Below are 18,926 nucleotides of genomic sequence, written 5' to 3' on the forward strand. Positions count from 1 at the left end.
TTCCGCACGCTGGCGTACCGAAGCTTCGACTGGCAGCATGGTCCCAGACGAATCGGAATTGGAGACAGGATGCGGATCGGACTTTTGACGACGGCGCTCGGCGCGGTCCTCGCCTTGAGCGCGTGCGGCCCTGCGCAGACGACCGCGAACACGCAGGCTTCTGCCGCGCCGACGACCGCTGCGAAGGGCGACTGGGCGGGGTTTCGCGATGGCTTCATCGACGGCTGGTTCAAGATCGATCCGGCGAATGCGGTCTATCAGGGCAAGCACGAATATGACGGCGGCTTGGGCGACTGGAGCGCGGCGGGGCTGAAGCGGCAGGCGGACTTCCTGCATGGCGCGATCGACAAGGCAGGGGCGTTCAAGGATCTGAAGCCCGCCGAGGCGTTCGAGCGCGACTATCTGGTGCAGGTCGCCAAGGGAAAGCTGTTCTGGCTGGAGGATGCCGACCAGCCGCATCACAATCCGGCGTGGTATGTGAGCGCGGGGCTCGATCCGAACACGTATATCGCGCGCAACTATGCCGATGCGCCGACCCGGATGAAGGCGCTGACCGCGTTCCTGCAGAAGATCCCGGCGGCGGCGGGTAACATCAAGGCGAACCTCAAGGCGCCGATGCCGCTGAGCTACGTCAATTACGGGACGGCGGCGTTCAACGGGTTTGCGGATTATTACGCGGGCGACGCGGTGAGGGCGTTTGCGAGCGTGAAGGATGCGGCGGCGCAGAAGCAGCTGACCAACGCAGCGCAGGCGGCGTCGAAGGCGATGCGCGATCTGGGGACGTGGACCGAGGGCCAGCGCGCGACCGCGACGCAGGATTTTGCGCTCGGGGCGGACAAGTTCTCGCGGATGGTGGCGATGACCGAGGGTGTCGATACGCCGCTCGACCAGCTCGAGGCGGCGGGTGTCGCGGATCTGAAGCGCAACCAGGCGGCGCTGGCGCAGGCGTGCGGGCTGTTCGCCAAGGGGCAGACGATCCTCGCGTGCATGGACAAGATGAATGCGAACAAGCCGGTCGGCGGCCCGGTCGCCGAAGCACGGCGGCAAATCCCGACCTTGCGCAAGTTCGTGGTGGATCACGACCTGGTGACGATCCCGGGGACCGAGCAGGCGCTGGTCGAGGAATCGCCGCCGTATAACCGGCAGAACTCGGCGTATATCGATCCGCCGGGGCCGTTCGATAAGGGCGTGCCGTCGATCTATTACATCTCGCCGCCCGACCCGAGCTGGACCAAGGCGGTGCAGGACGCGTTCGTGCCGGGCAAGAACGACCTGCTGTTCACCTCGGTGCACGAGGTAATGCCGGGGCATTTCGTCCAGTTCCTGCATGCGAACCGCTCGCCGTCGCTCTTTGGGCGGTTGTTCGTGGGGTATGCGTTTGCCGAGGGGTGGGCGCATTATGCCGAGGAGATGATGTGGGAGGCCGGGCTCAACAACGGCGATCCTGAGACGCATGTTGGGCAGATCTCGAACGCTCTGCTGCGGGATTGCCGGTATCTTTCGGCGATCCGGATGCATGCGAAGGGGATGACGCAGGAGCAGTCGTTCCGGATGTTCGTCGACGAGTGTTACCAGGACGAGGGGAACGCCAAGCAGCAGGCGGCGCGGGGGACGTATGATCCGGCATATCTGAACTATACGATGGGTAAGTTGATGATCCGGAAACTGCGGGCGGACTGGACTGCGACGCGCGGTGGGCGGAAGGCCTGGAAGGCGTTCCATGACCAATTCTTGAGTTATGGGGGGCCGCCGATTCCTTTGGTGCGGGCTGCGATGATGGGGGAGGCCAAGGCGACGGCTGCGTTTTGATCTGAGAGGGGTTGCATCACCTTCCGTCCACCCCGGCGAAGGCCGGGGCCCAATTGGGGAGCGTCGCTAACGAAGCGCAGTCCTCCGTTACGCCGACCTTTCCAATTGGGCCCCGGCCTCCGCCGGGGTGGTAGCTCTCGGTGTTAGGGCGTCCCAAACCAAAGCATGTGTCCCCGCGAAGGCGGGAACACAGACTGGGCACCCGCCTTCGCGGATGAACATTCTTCTTCTTCTTCTTTCTGCTCCCTCTCCCCCTTCCGGGGAGAGGGCTGGGGTGAGGGGGAGCCAAGTAGTGCGGCGTTTGGGGCTGCCCCTCACCCCCGACCCTCTCCCCGGGGGGGAGAGGGAGCAGGAGTCACCGCGTTTGTTGCGCGGGTTGTACGTCTTGGGTTTCTTCGGTCGGTGGGTTGCGGATCGAGGGGCGGAGGCGGCTTAGGCTGCATAGGCCTGCTACTAGCGCTAGGCCGGCGGCCACGAGCGGCGGGGTCATGCCGGCGCCTACGCCCATCGCCAACAACGCCGCAACCAGGGTGGCACCGGTGGTCTGGCCTACCAGCCGCACCGTCGAGACCAGGCCGCCTGCCGCTGCGGCGCGTTCGCGGGGGGCGGATCCGATGATGAGGCGCGCATTCGGCGCCATGAACATGCCGAAGCCCGATCCGCACAGCGCCATCCGCCACGCGATATCGAAATACCCCGGGTCCGCCGGCATGTATGCGATCAGCAAGAGCGCGCAGATCGATACCCCCATGCCGATCCCGCCGAGCAGCCCCGCCGGGTAGCGATCCGACAACCACCCAGACAGTGGCGCGACGAACATGTTGGCGAGCGGCCATGGTGCGATCGCCGCGCCAACCTCCGCCGCGCTAAAGCCGTAGGCATGCGTCAGGCGGAACGGGGTCGAGAGCAGCAGCGTCATCTGCGCGATGAACGCGGTGTAGGCGCCGATCGCCGACAGCGCGAGCACGGGCCGGGCGAGCAGGTCGATCGGCAGGATCGGCTTGGTCTCGCCCTGCTCGCGCTTCACGAAGAACCAGCCGATCACCGCGCCGGTCAGCACGATCGCGGCGGAGACGATCGGGCTGTCGCCGTGGACCGCGCTTTCCGCGCCGCCGATGACGAGGCCGATCATCGCTGCGCACATGACTGCGCCGAGCACGTCGAAGGGTTCGTCGTGTTTGCGCGGTTCGGGCAGCGCTCGGCCTAGTACCAGCGACGCGATCGCGAATGGTACGGCGCTGGCGAACACCCAGGGCCAAGGGGCGATGGCGAGGACGAGACCGCCGATCGTCGGGGCGAGTGCCGCGGAACTGGAGACGACGACCGAGTTGATACCGAGCCCGCGGCCGAGTTGCTTGGTCGGGTAGATCGAGCGGATCAGCGCCGACGAGACGCTCAGTGCCGCCGCCGCACCCAGGGCCTGCGCGGCGCGGACGACGAGCAGGAACGGCAGGCTCTTGGCAAAGAAGCAGAGCAACGTCGCGACGGTGAAGATCAGCTGGCCGTATTGGTACATCCGCTTCAGGCCGATGCGGTCGCCGAGCCCGGAGAACGGGAGCAGCGCCATCGCCAGGATCAGCTGGTACACGGTGACGACGGTGACCACCGCGCTGCTGCCGACGTGCAGGTCGCGCGCGATCGTCGGGAGCGCGACGGTGGCGATGCCGCCGTCGATGATCGTCAGCGCGGTCCCTGCCGAGATTGCGGCGATCGCGACGAAGCGACGAGGCTTGGGCAGGCCGTCCTGCATTTTCTTGAACTCGCTTCGTTACCCCGGATCCTTCAACTTTCCTCAGGAGAGCCTTGTTCCGGGGACCACCGTGCCGCACACTCGACAGGATTTGTTATGCGGATCGGTGGACCCCGGAACAAGGCTCTCCTGAGCGAAGTCGAAGGGTCGGGGTGACGATAGGGAGTTGTATATGCGTGGTATCTTGTTTGCGACGGCGGCGACACTGCTTGCGGGGACGGCAGCCACCGCCCAAGTCGCACCGATGACCAAAACGAACACCGCCGCCGACCCGTATATCTGGCTCGAGGACAAGGATGGCGCGAAGCCGCTGGCTTGGGTCGAGGCGGAGAATGCGAAGACGTTGCCGCGGCTCCAGAACGATCCGCGCTACAAGACCTTCTACGCCGAGGCGCTGGCGATCGCGTCGGCGAAGGATCGCATCCCGATGCCGAACCAGATGTTCGGGCGGATCTATAATTTCTGGCGCGATGCCGATCATCCGCACGGGCTCTGGCGCTGGACCAGCGCGGCGGATTACGCGAGCGCGACGCCGAAATGGACGACCGCGCTCGATCTCGATGCGCTGGGCAAGGCCGAGGGCAAGCAGTGGGTCTGGAAGGGCTCGACCTGCCTCGAGCCCGAGCAGCGGCTGTGCCTGGTCGCGCTATCGGAGGGTGGCGAGGATGCGGTGACGTATCGCGAGTTCGACCTGTCGACCGGACAGTTCGTCGAGGGCGGCTTCCTGCTGCCGCGGTCGAAGCAGGATGCGGCATGGGTCGACAAGGACACGCTGCTGGTCGCGCGCGACTGGGGGGCGGGGACGACCACCCAGTCGGGCTATGCGTTCGTAATGAAGACGCTCAAGCGCGGCCAGCCGCTGACCGCCGCGACTGAAGTCTATCGCGGGGCGGCGACCGACCAGGGCAGCACCGCGACCAATGTGCTGACCGACGAGAGGGGCAACCGCCTGATCGTGATCCAGCGGCGCAAGACGTTCTTCGGCGCGGACAAGCTGGTGTGGACGCCGACGGGTACGCGGCCTCTCGCGCTGCCCGATCGGACGTTTCCGGCGGGGATGATCGACGGGCAGGTGATCTTCTCGACCAGCGACCCGTGGGGCAAGATTCCCGAGGGGGCGGTCGCTTCTGCACCGCTTGCCGAGGTCGAGAAGGGCACGATCAACCCGACGATCGTGTTCGCACCGGGGCCGCGTCAGTCGGTCGACGGGATGGGGCTGACCAGGTCGAAGCTGTTGCTGGTCGTGTCGGACAACGTCCGCGGTCGCGCGTCGGTCTATTCGCACGGCGCGAACGGCTGGACCGCCAAGCCGATCGCGTTACCGGACAATGCCTCGATCGATGTCGTGAGCACGACCGATCGCAGCGACGACGCGTACCTGACGGTGACCGGGTTCCTGACGCCGACGTCGCTCTATTCGCTGGATGCGGCGACGGGCGCTGCGCCGAAGCCGATCAAGACTCTGCCGGCGAAGTTCGATGCGTCGAACGATGTCGTCGAGCAGTTCGAGGCGACCTCGACCGACGGGACGAAGGTGCCGTATTTCGTGGTGCACAAGAAGGGCATCGTGCTCGACGGGACGACGCCGACGATCATGACCGCCTATGGCGGGTTCGAGGTGTCGATGACTCCGAGCTATTCGGGGAGCACCGGCAAGCTTTGGCTGGAGCGGGGCGGGTCGTATGTTCTCGCCAACATCCGCGGCGGCGGCGAGTTCGGGCCGAAATGGCATGACGCCGGGCGCAAGACCAAGCGGCAGGTGATCTATGACGACTTTGCCGCAGTGGCGAAGGACCTGTTTGCGCGGAAGCTGACCAGCCCTGCCAAGCTGGGAATCTATGGTGGGTCGAATGGCGGGTTGCTGATGGGAGTCGAGTTCAACCAGCATCCCGATCTGTGGAAGGCGGTGACGATCCAGGTGCCGTTGCTTGACATGATCCGGTACGAGGGGATCGCGGCAGGGGCGTCGTGGGTCGACGAATATGGCTCGGTCACGGTGCCGGCGGAGAAGGCGTTCCTCGAGACGATCTCGCCGTATCAGAACATCAAGAAGGGCGTCGCGTATCCGGAGCCGTATATCTGGACGACGACCAAGGATGACCGGGTCGGGCCGCAGCATGCGCGCAAGTTTGCGGCGCGGTTGAAGGAATATGGACTGCCATATCTGTATTATGAGGACACGGCGGGCGGGCATTCGGGCGATGCGGATATCGAGCAGGGGGCTCGGTTGCAGGCTTTGCAGATGACGTACTTCACGCAGAAGCTGGTCGGGCCGGTGAAGTAGGGGTGGCCGTCCCGTCATCCTGGACTTGATCCAGGATCCAGAGCCACGACGCGTTATGCTCGTGGCTCTGGATCCTGACTTCTGTCAGGATGACGGAGGTTCGTCAGGATGACGGGATGGGGGTGCGGCTCAGCGGCAGCGGACCTGGCTGTTGTTCTGGTCGACTGCACGCCCGGCGAGGCCGCCGACCGCTGCACCCAGCAGCGTACCCACGGTCCGCGAACGACCGCCGTCGATCACGTTGCCGAGGATACCGCCGCCCGCTGCGCCGATGATCAGCCCGGTCGTGCCGTCGCTGCGCTTGCAATAATATTTGCCGTCTTGGCCCGCATAGACGCGATCGTTGGTCGACAGCGTCCGCTCCTGATAGTTCGGGCCCGCGCGGTAATAGCGCGAGGGGTCGTAATTGCCCTCGTCGCGCTCGTCGGGATAGGCTTCCTGATAGCCACGGTCGGGTGCGGTGCGATAGCCGCCCTGTGGCGCATAGCCGCCGCGATTGCGGACCGACTGGTAGCGATCGAATTCCTGGCGGAAGATCTGCAATTCGCTGTCGAGGCGCGACTGGGCGGCGGCGAAACGCGCGTCGTCGGCGCTGCTCTGCGCGAGCGCCGGTGTCGCAACGGAAAGGCACGTCGCCGCAATCACTGCAACCGTACCGAACAAACGCTTCATGACTGAAATCCTTATCGAGGGTCGAACGCGACGGCGAACGGCAGCATGATACCACCGTCCACCTTTCCCGGCGCGCGATTTCACGCACCGGATCGCCTTACATCAGCGGCAGATCTGCACGCGACGATGGTTGCGCCATTCGGTGCGGCAGCGGCGATTGTTGTTCCAGTTGCGACGATCATGGTCGCGACCACGATAGCGCCGGCCGTCGTGACGATCGCCGCGGTGATCGTTCCGGCGGAAATCACGACGGTCGCCGCGATGGTCGCCACGGTGATCGTTGTCGCGATACTGTTCGCTATGCCCGCGATCGCGCTGCGCCTCGGCCGGTGCGGCGGCGCCGAGACCGAGCGTTGCGAAGGCCAGCCCGGCGGCGATGAGATGGGTAAACTTCATGAGATGTCCTCTCGAACCCGACAATCGGGATGTGCCGGTGATACGGCTGTCGAGTGACATCGTTCCTGAACGGGGTTGTCGGCTGCGGTACAGGTTTGGGGGGCACGACGCCCCCGATTGAAGTGCGTGATCGGAAAGCGACAAGCGACGGTTGACGATCTGCGTCGAATGGCGCACGCTTTATCATGGTGATCGAAAGCATTCGGCATAAGGCGTTGCGGTCGTTCGCCGAGACCGGCCGGTCGAGGGGATTACCGGGCAATCTCGTTGATCGATTGCGAAATATGCTGGCGTATCTCGTCGCTGTCGAAGCCGCGGACGAACTGACGGTGCCACCCAATTTCGGCGCGCATCGCCTGGCGGGTGATCGGGCAGGCCTATGGTCGCTGACGGTGACGAAGAATTGGCGGATGACGTTTTGGATCAACGATGCGGGTGGCATCGAGGATCTCGATTTGGAGGATTATCACTGATGGCGATCAAGCTTCATGCGAGTTTTGCGGTTCACCCAGGCGCTTGGTTGCGGGCTGAAGTTGTCGCGCCGCATGGGTTGAGCGTGACCGACGTCGCCGCCAAACTGCGCGTGACGCGGCAGGCGATGAGCAACCTGCTTGGCAGTCGGGCCGGGCTGTCGGCTGAGATGGCGATCCGGTTCGAGAAGGCGTTCGGTCTGCAGGCTGAAACGCTGATGCGGATGCAGGCGGCGTATGATCTGGCAGAAGCGCGGACGCGTGAGGGCGAGATCGAGGTAGAGCGAGTGGCGGCCTAACCGCCTCAACATCGATCACCTCAGGATCGTTTTACATCTGGCGGGTCAACGCCTCGGATACTCGTCCCGGATTTACGTTGAATTTCTGTGCCACGTCACGTTGATGTAGCTTTGGATATCTGGCAACGAATGCCCGGATATCCTCCGCGAGTTCTGGCGTGAAATGTGCGCTTCGCACCGAAGCATGCGTAACGGGCGAATTTCGATACGTTTCGTCGGCTAGATCGTGAAGTTCTTCGATTCCGGACTCGTCCGCAATCTCGCGAAGTCGAGAACGGATCTGCGGAATCGTTCGCTTGTTACCCGACATGCATCTGTCCTCGACTCGAAGTCTTGGGGGGATGATCTCAAACTTGACCGAAAGTTGCAAGTTTACGGGAATGGGGGGAAATGATCCGTCCAGTTTGGCATCGAGCGCATCTCGACGCTTTACCTCATCCCAGTGTAACGAAGCTGTCCATCACCCGCTTGCGCCCGGACTGCTCGAAGTCGATCTCCAGCTTGTTGCCTTCGATCTCCGCGATCGTGCCGTAGCCGAATTTCTGGTGAAAGACGCGCATGCCGAGCGAGAGGTCGTCGCGGCCCTTGTTGCCGAGGCTGATCGCGCTGGACCGGCTTTCGACGACGCGGGCGGGTTTGGTGGAGAAGGTGCTGCCGGTGCCCGACGCACGCTGCCAGCCGGGACCGCGACCCGTGCCTCTCGCGACGTCCGCAAACGGATCGGCGCGGTCGGACCAGTTGGCCTGCCAGAGGCTCGCGCCGCCGGACATCGTGGTTTCGGTGTCGATATGTTCGGCGGGGAGTTCGGCGACGAAGCGCGACGGGATCGACGAGTTCCACTGACCGTAGATGCGGCGGTTGGCGGCGTGGATGATCACTGCAAGTCGCCGAGCGCGGGTGATCGCGACATAGGCGAGGCGACGTTCCTCCTCGAGGCTCTTCACGCCGCCTTCGTCGAGCGAGCGCTGCGACGGGAACAGGCCTTCCTCCCAGCCGACCAGGAACACCGTATCGTATTCGAGGCCCTTGGCGGCGTGGATGGTCATGATCGTGACCTGCGGATCCTGCGCGCCGCCCTCGTTGTCCATCACCAGCGACACGTGTTCGAGGAATGCGCCGAGCGAGTCGTATTCCTCCATCGCGCGGACGAGTTCGCTGAGGTTCTCCAGGCGGCCGGTCGCCTCGACCGATTTCTCGGCCTGGTACATCGCGGTGTAGCCGCTTTCGTCGAGCAACTGGCGGGCCAGTTCGGCGTGCGGCAGGCTGGTCGCCATGTCGCGCCAGCGGGCGATGTCGCCGACCAGGCGTCCGAGTGACTTCTTCGCGGCGCCGGTCAGTTCGTCGGTGTCGAGAATGCGCGCGGCGGCGGTGGTCAGCGGCGTGCCGGTGGCGCGCGCGAGCTGGTGGATGCGCGCGACAGCCTTGTCGCCGAGGCCGCGCTTGGGGACGTTGACGATGCGTTCGAAGGCGAGGTCGTCCGCCGGCTGGTTGACCACGCGGAGATAGGCGAGCGCGTCGCGAATTTCGGCGCGTTCGTAGAAGCGGAAGCCGCCGACGATCTTGTACGGCATGCCGATCGCGATGAAGCGGTCCTCGAACTCGCGCGTCTGGTGCTGCGCGCGGACCAGGATCGCCACTTCGTCGAGGCTCTTGCCGGAGCGCCTGACGATGTCGATCTCCTCGCCGACGCGGCGCGCTTCCTCGGGGCCGTCCCAGACGCCGATGACCTTGACCTTCTCGCCGACGTCGCGTTCGGTCCACAGCTGCTTGCCGAGGCGTCCACCATTGTTGGCGATCACGCCCGACGCGGCACCGAGGATGTGCGGCGTGCTGCGGTAGTTCTGCTCCAGCCGGATGACCTTCGCGCCGGGGAAGTCGCGCTCGAACTTCAGGATGTTCTCGACCTGTGCGCCGCGCCACGAATAGATCGACTGGTCGTCGTCGCCGACGCAGGCGATGTTCTTGCGCTCCTGCGCGAGCAGCCGCAGCCAGAGATATTGCGACGAATTGGTGTCCTGATACTCGTCGACCATGATGTATTTGAAGCGTTGCTGATACTGCGCGAGCACGTCGCGGTGCGTCTTCAGGATGACCAGCATGTGCAGCAGCAGGTCGCCGAAATCGCAGGCGTTGAGCGCAATCAGCCGCGCCTGGTATTGTTGGTACAGCTCGCCGCCGCGGCCGTTGGCATAGCGCTCGCTTTCGCCCGCATCGATGTCGGCAGGGACGAGGCCCTTGTTCTTCCACTGGTCGATCAGCCCGGCGAGGCTCCGCGTCGGAAAGCGCTTCTCGTCGATGTCGGCGGCGAGAATGAGCTGCTTCAGCAACCGCAACTGGTCGTCGGTATCGAGGATCGTGAAGTTCGATTGCAGGCCGACCAGTTCGGCGTGACGTCGCAGCATCTTCGCAGCGATCGCGTGGAACGTGCCGAGCCACGGCATCCCCTCGACCGCATCGCCGACCAGACGACCGACGCGCTCGCGCATCTCGCGCGCGGCCTTGTTAGTGAAGGTGACGCTGAGGATTTCGGACGGCCACGCCTTCTTCGTGAAGATCAGGTGCGCGAGCCGGGCGGTGAGCGCCGCGGTCTTGCCGGTGCCGGCGCCGGCGATGATCAGCACCGGGCCGTCGGTGGTCAGCACCGCCTCGCGCTGCGGCGGATTGAGGCCGCGCAGATAGGGAGGCTCTGCTTGCGGCGCGGACGTTTGGGCGATCTGGTTCACCGGTGAACAGGTAGGGAACGCGGCGCGATCGGGCAACCTTTGAAACGTCGCCGAATCGTCGCGCGGGCGTCATGAAGCGCGCCTAGAGACGGCGCAGCGACGTGGTTCGTGGTCGGAGTAGCCCCATGCAGAAAGGCTGCCCGACGCACTGGCGCCGTCGTCCCGCAGGCAGCGCCCTGCGGACCGCAGGACCATTTGAGGACCATCATCATGAAGCTTTTCAACAGCGTCGTTTCGGCGGCGATCCTTGGCGCGTGCCTGTTCTCGGCGGGGGCATCGGCCAGCGCGGTGCGCGAGCCAGTGTCGGTGCGCGTGTCGCATCGCGGACTCGACCTGACCAGCGACGCCGGGCGCACCGCGTTCCAGCGCCGCCTGCGCTCGGCGATCGCCAGCGCCTGCCAGCCGCGTACCAACGGTCTCGATGCGCTCGCCGACGCGCGCCAGTGCCGTCAGGAGATGACCGACGATGCGCGCGTCAAGTTCGCCGCGATCCTCGGCCGCAACGGGACGCAGCTCGCCAGCATCGGCGCGGGGCGGTGAGCTGTAGCGCTCGGTGAGAAGGTCGGCGCCGAACGTCCTCCCCCACGAGGGGAAGTGGCTAGCGCTTGCCAGACGAAGGGGGAGGTAAGGCGACACATCTGTTGCATGTCTTCCCCCTCCGTCGCCTTTGGCTCCACCCCCCTGGCGGGGGAGGATCGGTGACGGCCTCGTCCCAAATCAGGGCGGATCGTCGCTTGATTTACATCTGTCATAAGATTGTCATCGTTAGGGCCGACTGCACATCCTCATGGCAACCTCCACATTTGCACCCGATGCGATGACGGCTGATTCGAGCGCTGCGGCGTCGGCCCCGCGCACCGGTCCCAAACTCGATCATGCGATTCATCCGTCTGGCCGCTGGATTTTCCTCGCAGTCCTGATCGGCGGGCTCGCCTATGCCGGGTTCAGCATCGCGATCGATACCGCGCAAGTCGGCGAATCGCTGGCGGGCGGCGCGTTCGCGTTCCTCGCGCTCGCGTTGCTGATCGCACTGGGGTTCGAGTTCGTGAACGGGTTTCACGATACCGCCAACGCGGTCGCCACCGTCATCTACACGCATTCGATGCCCGCGCCGCTCGCGGTGGTGTGGTCGGGGTTCTTCAACTTCCTCGGCGTGATGCTGTCGTCGGGGGCGGTCGCCTATGCGGTGATCACCTTGTTGCCCGTCGACCTGATCCTCAACGTCGGCAGCGTCGGCGGGTTCGCGATGATCTTCGCACTGCTGCTCGCCGCGATCGTCTGGAACCTCGCGACCTGGGCGGCTGGACTGCCCAATTCGTCGAGCCATGCGCTGATCGGCTCGATCCTCGGCGTCGGCCTGGCCAACCAGATGATCAAGGGCGGCGCGGACGGCACGTCGGGCGTCGACATGGCGCAGGTGTGGAAAGTGTTGTCCGCACTCGCGTTCAGCCCGGTCGTCGGCTTCGTCGGCGCGCTGCTGATGCTGCTGGTGATGAAGCGGTTCCTGCGCGATCGCGCGCTGTACGAGGCACCCAAGAGCGATACGCCGCCGCCGCGCGGCATCCGGGCGCTGTTGATCGGGACGTGCACCGCGGTCAGCTTCGCGCACGGCAGCAACGACGGGCAGAAGGGGATGGGGCTGATCATGCTCATCCTGATCGGCTGCGCGCCGACCGCCTATGCGCTCAACCGGACGATGCCCGAGAGCGCGACGCCGGCGTTCGTGCGGGCCGCGCACGACGCGTCGACCGCGTTCGTGGCGCATGCGAATGGCGCGCCCGGAGACGTCGCCGCCGCGCGGATCGACGTGACGCGCGCGCTGAAGACGAAGCAGGTCGCCGATCCGGTCGTTTATGGCGCGTTGGCGACGCTGTCGGATGACGTGTCGACGCGGATCGCGGGCTATGGCTCGCTCGGCAAGGTGCCCGCCGCGGCGACGCCGAACCTGCGCAACGACATGTATCTGCTGCTCGATACGACCAAGCTGATCACCGCCGATACGGCCGCGCAAAGCCGCTTCACCGCGCAGGAGGTCACGACGCTCAAAAGCTATAGCGGGCAGCTCGAGCAGGGGACGCGCTACATCCCGACCTGGGTCAAGATCTCGGTCGCGCTGGCGCTTGGGCTCGGGACGATGGTCGGATGGAAGCGGATCGTCGTCACGGTCGGCGAGAAGATCGGCAAGTCGCATCTGACCTACGGGATGGGCGCATCGGCCGAGCTGGTCGCGGCGGCGACGATCCTGCTGGCGGTCCGCTACGGCTTGCCGGTGTCGACGACGCACATCCTGTCGTCGGGCGTTGCGGGGGCCAGCGTCGCCAACGGCGCCGGGTTGCAGCGGCGTACGGTGATGAACATGGCGCTGGCCTGGGTGATGACGCTGCCGGTGGCGATGCTGCTGTCGGGGGGGCTGTACTGGCTGCTGCTGACGCTGGCGCACGCGCTGGGATATTGATCGAGGACGGCAAAACCACGATCGTTCGACTGTAGCGCACCGCCATGCCGGCACCCGTCCGGCATCAGCAGACCGATCGCCGCAGACCGACCCGCGCTAGGCGGTGACGGGGCGCCCTTCGTCGGCAAAGGCTGCGGCGACGGCGGCGGCGCTCGCGAGGACCCCATCGACGCGACGCACGCCGAGCAGATCGGCCATCAGCAGGCGGGCGGTCTCGGGCGCGGTCTCGATACGCGCGAGGATCGACAGCATCGCTGCCTCGGCCGGCGTCATCCGCGCGCAGCAGCACGGCGCGATCGCGATCGTTCCCGCGGACGTGCCCGCAAGATCCGCCATCAACGCGCGCAGCAGGACGAGCGGCCGGCGGAAGCTCTGGCCGAACGCGGTGAACAGGGTGTGCGCGGCGCGTGCGTCGGCAAGGCCGTTCGCGCCCATCCGCCGCATCGCGAACAGCGCGATCCGCGCGTTTTCACATTCGGGCAACGCGTGCGGAAGCAGGGCAGTGGCGGTTCGAACATCGGTCATTCACGCGACTCCGTGGTGGTCGCGCCAAACTCGCCTGTTGGTTATTGATAGTCAATAGCAATAAGAGATCAGTCCGGCGGCTGGTCGTTTCCGACGAGCGCTTCGCCTGCAATGTACAGCGATCCTGCGATCAGCACGACTGATGGACCCTGCGTGGACAGGCGATCGAGCGCGTCCGCAATGCCCGGAGCGACGTCGCCCTGGACGCCGTACAGGGCTGCGATCTCGACCAGTGCCTGGGGGGCGTGGTGCGCGTGCCCTTCGACAGGGATGGCGATGATCCGGGCCAGCGACGGCGACAGGATGCGGAGGACGGCGTCGGCATCCTTGTTCGCCAGCATCCCCATGACGAGCGTGACGGGGCGACCTTGCGCGATCCGGCGCAATGTCCTTTCGACCGGCTTGGCGGCGTTGGGGTTGTGTGCGCCATCGAGCCATAGTTCGCTGCCGGCGGGGAGGTGCGCTAGGAGCGGGCCGTCCGAGAGCCGCTGCATGCGCGCCGGCCATTGCGCCCAGTCGGCGGCGGCGCGCATCGCGGCTTCGGGGATATGCAATGCGCCTTGGTGCCGCAGCATGGCGATCGCCAGCGCGAGGTTGCGCGACTGGTGCGCGCCGACGAGGCGGGGGCGATTGGTGACGACCGAAAAGCCTTCGTCCTCGTAGCGGACGGTCGCGCGCGCGGTCTCGCTGGTCCAGGCAGTGCCGCGGGCGACGACGGGTGCGCCGGCCGCTGCGGCGATGGCTGCGATCTTCGCGCGGAGGGCCTTGGGATAGTCCATCGTGACGAGGGGAACACCGGGCTTGGCGATGCCCGCTTTCTCGGCGGCGATCTCCAGCAGCGTGTCGCCGAGGAATGACTGGTGGTCGATACCGAGCGCGGCGATGCCAGTGACGACCGGGTTGGGGATGACGTTGGTCGCGTCGAGCCGACCGCCGAGGCCGACTTCGACGATCGTCGCTGCCGCTGGCGTGCGGGCGAAGGCGAGGAAGGCGGCGGCGGTGGTGACTTCGAAGAAGCTCGCCTGGAGGTCGGCAGCGTGGTCGAGCACTTCCGCCAGCAGGGCGGCGAGCAGGTCGTCTTCGATCAGAGATCCCGCGAGGCGGATGCGTTCGTTGAAGCGGACGAGGTGGGGGGAAGAATAGACGTGGACGCTGTGCCCGGCAGCCTCGATCGCGGCGCGGAGGAACGCGCAGGTCGAGCCCTTGCCGTTGGTGCCAGCGACGTGGAACAGCGGCGGGAGGTTGAGGTGGGGGTCGCCGAGGCGGCTTAGGAGCGCGCTGATGCGCTCAAGGCCGAGGATGTCGGCGCCGGGCGACAGCGCGGTGAGGCGGTCGAGTTGGGCCTGAACTGCGGGCGAGGAAGACGTCGCGTGGTCGGGCATTCTTCTAGGCTCCCTCTCCCCTCCGGGGAGAGGGCTGGGGTGAGGGGCAGTTCCGAGCGCCGCGTCTGTGGCTGCCCCTCACCCCGACCCTCTCCCCGGAGGGGAGAGGGAGTGCGTTACGCGGCCTCGCGCGCGCTGAGATACCCGATCACCGTGCCGAGCTGCTCGCGCAGGTCCTTCCGGTGGACGACCATGTCGATCATCCCGTGTTCGAGATAATATTCCGACGTCTGGAAATCCTCGGGCAGCTTCTCGCGGATCGTGCTCTCGATCACGCGCCGGCCGGTGAACGCCAGCGTCGCCTTGGGTTCGGCGATCTGGACGTCGCCGAGCATCGCATACGCCGCCATCACACCGCCCGACGTCGGATCGGTCAGCACGACGATGTACGGCAGGCCGGCGTCGTGCAGCATCTGGATCGCGACCGTGCTGCGCGGCATCTGCATGAGGCTGAGGATACCTTCCTGCATGCGCGCGCCGCCGCTCGCGGTGAAGATCACGTAGGGCACGCGGTCCTCGATCGCTGCCTCGACGCCGCGCACGAACGCCTCGCCGACGGCCAGGCCCATCGACCCGCCCATGAAGCCGAAATCCTGCACGCCCACGACGACGCGGTGGCCGTTGATCGCGCCGCGTGCGTTGATCAGCGCGTCCTGTTCGCTGCTGTCGGTGCGTGCCGCTTTCAGGCGATCGGTGTAGCGCTTCTGATCGCGGAACTTGAGCGGATCCTCGGGCACTTTGGGTGCGGGGAGTTCGCTGCAGCTGCCCTCGTCGAACAGTTGCGCAAAACGGATCTTCGGCCCGATGCGGTCGTGGTGATCGCATTTCGGACAGACGTAGAGATTGTCCTCGAGCTCCTTGGTGAAGATCATCTGCCCGCAGCCCTTGCACTTGTGCCAGAGATTCTCGGGCGTCTCGCGCTTCGCGACGAAGGGCAGGACGTTGCGGACGCTGTTGAGCCAGCTCATGCGCCAATCTCCATAGGGGCGACCTTCCGTGCGGACGCGACGGCGTCGGCGAGAGACTTGATATAGGCGCGGACCGGTTCGGCCGCAGCGGTACCATGCTGCGCGACCAGTTCGACGATCGCCGAGCCGACGACGACGCCGTCCGCGACGCGCGCGACGTTGGCGGCCTGCTCGGGGGTGCGGATGCCGAAGCCGACCGCGATCGGGATGTCGGTCTGTGCCTTCAGGCGGCCGACGGCGTCCTCGATCGAGGACTGCTGCGCCTGCTGGAGCCCGGTGATCCCCGCGACCGAGACGTAATACAGGAACCCGCTGGCGCCATCGAGTACGGTCGGCAGGCGGGCGGCGTCGGTCGTGGGGGTAGCGAGGCGGATGAGGTCGATTCCGGCGGCGCGCAACTGAGGGCCGAGCGCATCGTCTTCCTCGGGCGGCACGTCGACGCAGATCACGCCGTCCACACCGGCATTGGCCGCGGCCTGCGCGAACCAGTCAGCGCCGCGCCGGAGCATCGGGTTGCCATAGCCCATCAGCACCAGCGGCACGTCCGGATGCCGCGCGCGGAACGCGGTGGCGGTGGCGAGGATGTCCGCAGTGCGGGTCCCTTGCGCGAGGCTGCGGATGTTCGCTGCCTGGATCGCGGGGCCGTCGGCCATCGGATCGGTGAACGGCATGCCGAGTTCGATCGCGTCCGCGCCGCCCGCGACGAGCGCGTCGAGGATCGGGCCGGTAGCCTCGGTGGTGGGATCGCCCGCGGTGACGAACGCGACGAGCGCGGCGCGCCCGGCAGCGGCGGTGCGCGCGAAGGTGGCGGCGAGGCGGCTCATTGCTTGTCACTCACGACGAGGCGCGACGCGCCGATGCCCAAACCGATCGCGAGCACAGACACGGAGTGACCGTTGTCGACCACGCGGCTGGCAAGCCAACTCACCACGCCCGCGGTACATCCGCCAACCACGACGCTCGTCATTCCCTGGCGCCAGTCCAGTTTCATATCGCCACCCCTAGTGCTTCGGCGACGGTGAAGATGTCCTTGTCGCCGCGGCCGCAGAGGTTGGCCAGGATGATCTGGTCCTGCCGCATCTCGCGCGCCTTCTTCGTCACCGTGGCGATCGCGTGGCTTGGTTCCAGCGCGGGGATGATGCCTTCGGTGCGGCACAGCAGCTGGAAGGCGTCGAGCGCTTCGGTGTCGGTCGCGCTGTCATACTGGACGCGGCCGATGTCGCGCAGCCAGGCATGCTCGGGGCCGATGCCGGGATAGTCGAGCCCGGCCGAGATCGAGTGCGCCTCGGTGATCTGGCCGTCCTCGTCCTGCAACAGATAGGTCTTGTTGCCGTGGAGCACGCCGGGGAAGCCGCCCGCGAGGCTGGCGGCATGTTCCTTGTCGAGACCATGCCCCGCCGCCTCGACGCCGAGCATCTGCACGTCGGCATCGTCGAGGAACGGATGGAACAGTCCGATGGCGTTCGAGCCGCCACCGATCGCCGCGACCAGCATGTCGGGCAGGCGACCGACGCGCTCGAGCATCTGTGCGCGTGCCTCGGTGCCGATCACGCTCTGGAAATCGCGGACCATCTCGGGATACGGGTGCGGGCCGGCGGCGGTGCCGATGATGTAGAAGGTGTCGTGGACGTTGGCGACCCAGTCGCGCATCCCCTCGTTCATCGCGTCCTTCAGCGTGTGCGCGCCGCTGGTCACGGGGCGGACTTCGGCGCCGAGCAGCTTCATGCGGAACACGTTGGGTGCCTGACGCTCGACGTCCTTGGCACCCATGTAGATCACGCACGGCAGGCCAAAGCGCGCGCAGACCGTGGCGGTCGCAACGCCGTGCTGGCCCGCGCCGGTCTCAGCGATGATCCGCGTCTTGCCCATCCGCATCGCGAGCAGGATCTGGCCGATGCAGTTGTTGATCTTGTGCGCACCGGTGTGGTTCAGCTCGTCGCGCTTGAACCAGACCTGCGCACCCATGCCCTCGGGGGCGGACTCGCGGAGTGCCTCGGTGAGGCGTTCGGCGTAGTAGAGCGGGCTCGGGCGGCCGACATAATGTTCGAGCAGGTCGTCGAACTGCGCCTTGAAAGCGGGGTCGGCCTTGGCCGCGCGGTACGCTTCGTCGAGTTCGAGGACGAGCGGCATCAGCGTCTCGGCGACATAGCGGCCGCCGAAGTCGCCGAAATGGCCGCGCTCGTCTGGCTGTGCGCGGTAGGAGTTGGGGGCGAGGGGAGCGTTCATGCAGGGGCGTTTAGCACTTCGTAAATCGCTGTCACCCCTTCCGTTTCCGCTAAAGACCACCCCGGCGGAGGCCGGGGCCCAATTGGGAAAGGCTTTTTGGCGGGTCGGATGCTCCGTTACCTCGACCTTTCCAATTGGGCCCCGGCCTTCGCCGGGGTGGTGCTAGCGCGTGGCGACCGCCCTCAGAAACGCCGCGATCTTGGTTTCGTCCTTGGTACCGGGTTCGCTTTCGACGCCTGATGAGACATCGACCAGTTCCGCGCCGGTGCGGCGGATCGCCTCCGCCACGTTCGTCGGATCGAGCCCGCCCGACAGCGCCCAGGGCAGCGGATGCCGGAAGCCGTCGAGCAGGTCCCAGTCGAACCGCAAGCCCATCCCGCCGGGCAGCGCTGCCGAGTCCGGCGTCTTCGCGTCGTAGAGAATGCGGTCGGCGACTCCGACAAAGCCGTGCGCCGCGTCGAGATCGCCGCGCGTGCGAACCGCGACCGCGACCCAGGTCTCGATCCCGAACTTCGCGCGGATCGCGGCGACGCGGGGCGGGGTCGCCTTGTGGAGTTGGAGCACATCAAGGGTGGCAGATCCGACCGCCTGTTCGAGCATCTCGTCCTCGGGATCGACGAACACGCCTACTTTGGCAACATGGCCCGGCACGCGCGCGGCGAGTTCGGCGGCCTTGGCGAACGTCACGTGGCGCGGCGAGGCGGGGAAGAACACGAACCCGACATGACTCGCGCCGTGGCGGATCGCGGAGTCGAGTGTCGCGGGGGTGGAGAGGCCGCAGATCTTGGCGGTGGTCATGGTCTTCTCTCGGCCTTTGCAACGGTAGCGGATGTCCGGGACGGAGCAGCGATCGATTAATACGTAGCGCTCTAGCGCCCGTCATCCTGACGAAAGTCAGGATCCAGAGTAACGAACGCTGTCGATCTTGGCACTGGATCCTGACTTTCGTCAGGATGACGACGTGAGT

General features: G+C 66.1%; 17 protein-coding genes. 6 read left to right on the top strand and 11 right to left on the bottom strand.

What is annotated here, in order from left to right; translation table 11 throughout:
• Positions 1 to 69 precede the first annotated feature (69 nt).
• The gene (locus C8J43_RS08630; protein WP_133030515.1) at positions 70 to 1,809 is read left to right on the top strand and encodes a DUF885 domain-containing protein; all 1,740 of its coding nucleotides are present in this window, start codon (positions 70 to 72) and stop codon (positions 1,807 to 1,809) included.
• A gap of 355 nt (positions 1,810 to 2,164) precedes the next feature.
• On the opposite strand, the gene C8J43_RS08635 is transcribed toward C8J43_RS08630, so the two are convergent.
• Positions 2,165 to 3,559: an MFS transporter gene (locus C8J43_RS08635; RefSeq protein WP_133030516.1), complete on the bottom strand. Its 1,395-nt coding sequence runs from the start codon at positions 3,557 to 3,559 to the stop codon at positions 2,165 to 2,167.
• A gap of 172 nt (positions 3,560 to 3,731) precedes the next feature.
• Here C8J43_RS08635 and C8J43_RS08640 point away from each other — a divergent pair, with 172 nt between their 5' ends.
• A complete protein-coding gene (locus C8J43_RS08640; RefSeq protein WP_207893346.1) occupies positions 3,732 to 5,843 on the top strand; it encodes a prolyl oligopeptidase family serine peptidase in 2,112 nt (703 codons plus the stop codon).
• Between the two features lie 129 nt (positions 5,844 to 5,972).
• Here the strand turns inward: C8J43_RS08640 and C8J43_RS08645 are convergent, their stop codons facing one another.
• Positions 5,973 to 6,515, bottom strand: coding sequence for a glycine zipper 2TM domain-containing protein (locus C8J43_RS08645; protein WP_056051024.1), 543 nt, complete (start codon positions 6,513 to 6,515; stop codon positions 5,973 to 5,975).
• Between the two features lie 102 nt (positions 6,516 to 6,617).
• Positions 6,618 to 6,911, bottom strand: a complete 294-nt coding sequence (locus tag C8J43_RS08650; protein WP_133030518.1) for a hypothetical protein — start codon at positions 6,909 to 6,911, stop codon at positions 6,618 to 6,620.
• A gap of 185 nt (positions 6,912 to 7,096) precedes the next feature.
• Here C8J43_RS08650 and C8J43_RS08655 point away from each other — a divergent pair, with 185 nt between their 5' ends.
• Positions 7,097 to 7,384 (top strand): type II toxin-antitoxin system RelE/ParE family toxin, encoded by a 288-nt coding sequence (locus C8J43_RS08655; RefSeq protein ID WP_133030519.1) that lies wholly within the window; start codon positions 7,097 to 7,099, stop codon positions 7,382 to 7,384.
• Positions 7,384 to 7,680: a HigA family addiction module antitoxin gene (locus C8J43_RS08660; RefSeq protein WP_133030520.1), complete on the top strand. Its 297-nt coding sequence runs from the start codon at positions 7,384 to 7,386 to the stop codon at positions 7,678 to 7,680. The genes C8J43_RS08655 and C8J43_RS08660 overlap by 1 nt, the downstream gene beginning before the upstream one ends.
• A 434-nt stretch (positions 7,681 to 8,114) precedes the next feature.
• Here the strand turns inward: C8J43_RS08660 and C8J43_RS08670 are convergent, their stop codons facing one another.
• Positions 8,115 to 10,394, bottom strand: coding sequence for a UvrD-helicase domain-containing protein (locus C8J43_RS08670; RefSeq protein WP_133030818.1), 2,280 nt, complete (start codon positions 10,392 to 10,394; stop codon positions 8,115 to 8,117).
• A gap of 219 nt (positions 10,395 to 10,613) precedes the next feature.
• Here C8J43_RS08670 and C8J43_RS08675 point away from each other — a divergent pair, with 219 nt between their 5' ends.
• Positions 10,614 to 10,943, top strand: a complete 330-nt coding sequence (locus C8J43_RS08675; protein WP_121904088.1) for a UrcA family protein — start codon at positions 10,614 to 10,616, stop codon at positions 10,941 to 10,943.
• A 247-nt stretch (positions 10,944 to 11,190) separates the two neighbouring features.
• On the top strand, positions 11,191 to 12,858 hold the full coding sequence (locus C8J43_RS08680; protein WP_133030522.1) for an inorganic phosphate transporter: 1,668 nt from the start codon (positions 11,191 to 11,193) through the stop codon (positions 12,856 to 12,858).
• Between the two features lie 96 nt (positions 12,859 to 12,954).
• Here the strand turns inward: C8J43_RS08680 and C8J43_RS08685 are convergent, their stop codons facing one another.
• The 7 genes from C8J43_RS08685 to C8J43_RS08710 all read right to left on the bottom strand — a co-directional run bounded on the left by C8J43_RS08685 (position 12,955) and on the right by C8J43_RS08710 (position 18,757).
• Complete coding sequence (locus C8J43_RS08685; protein WP_133030523.1) at positions 12,955 to 13,383, bottom strand: DUF6628 family protein; 429 nt, start codon at positions 13,381 to 13,383, stop codon at positions 12,955 to 12,957.
• A gap of 68 nt (positions 13,384 to 13,451) precedes the next feature.
• Positions 13,452 to 14,765 (bottom strand): bifunctional folylpolyglutamate synthase/dihydrofolate synthase, encoded by a 1,314-nt coding sequence (locus C8J43_RS08690; protein WP_133030524.1) that lies wholly within the window; start codon positions 14,763 to 14,765, stop codon positions 13,452 to 13,454.
• 116 nt (positions 14,766 to 14,881) lie between these two features.
• Positions 14,882 to 15,733 carry an acetyl-CoA carboxylase, carboxyltransferase subunit beta gene (accD, locus tag C8J43_RS08695; RefSeq protein ID WP_133030525.1) on the bottom strand — a complete coding sequence of 284 codons (852 nt, stop codon included), beginning with the start codon at positions 15,731 to 15,733 and terminating at the stop codon, positions 14,882 to 14,884.
• Positions 15,730 to 16,557 (bottom strand): tryptophan synthase subunit alpha, encoded by an 828-nt coding sequence (trpA, locus tag C8J43_RS08700; protein WP_133030526.1) that lies wholly within the window; start codon positions 16,555 to 16,557, stop codon positions 15,730 to 15,732. Before trpA ends, accD begins: the two co-directional genes overlap by 4 nt.
• A complete protein-coding gene (locus C8J43_RS21875; RefSeq protein ID WP_165899578.1) occupies positions 16,554 to 16,724 on the bottom strand; it encodes a hypothetical protein in 171 nt (56 codons plus the stop codon). Before C8J43_RS21875 ends, trpA begins: the two co-directional genes overlap by 4 nt.
• Positions 16,721 to 17,959 carry a tryptophan synthase subunit beta gene (trpB, locus tag C8J43_RS08705; RefSeq protein WP_133030527.1) on the bottom strand — a complete coding sequence of 413 codons (1,239 nt, stop codon included), beginning with the start codon at positions 17,957 to 17,959 and terminating at the stop codon, positions 16,721 to 16,723. Before trpB ends, C8J43_RS21875 begins: the two co-directional genes overlap by 4 nt.
• A 162-nt stretch (positions 17,960 to 18,121) precedes the next feature.
• Entirely contained in the window at positions 18,122 to 18,757 is a 636-nt protein-coding gene (locus C8J43_RS08710; RefSeq protein ID WP_133030528.1) for a phosphoribosylanthranilate isomerase, read from the bottom strand.
• Positions 18,758 to 18,926 lie beyond the last annotated feature (169 nt).

Origin of the sequence: Sphingomonas sp. PP-CE-1G-424, from assembly GCF_004341085.1 — a bacterium.
Lineage (GTDB): Bacteria > Pseudomonadota > Alphaproteobacteria > Sphingomonadales > Sphingomonadaceae > Sphingomonas.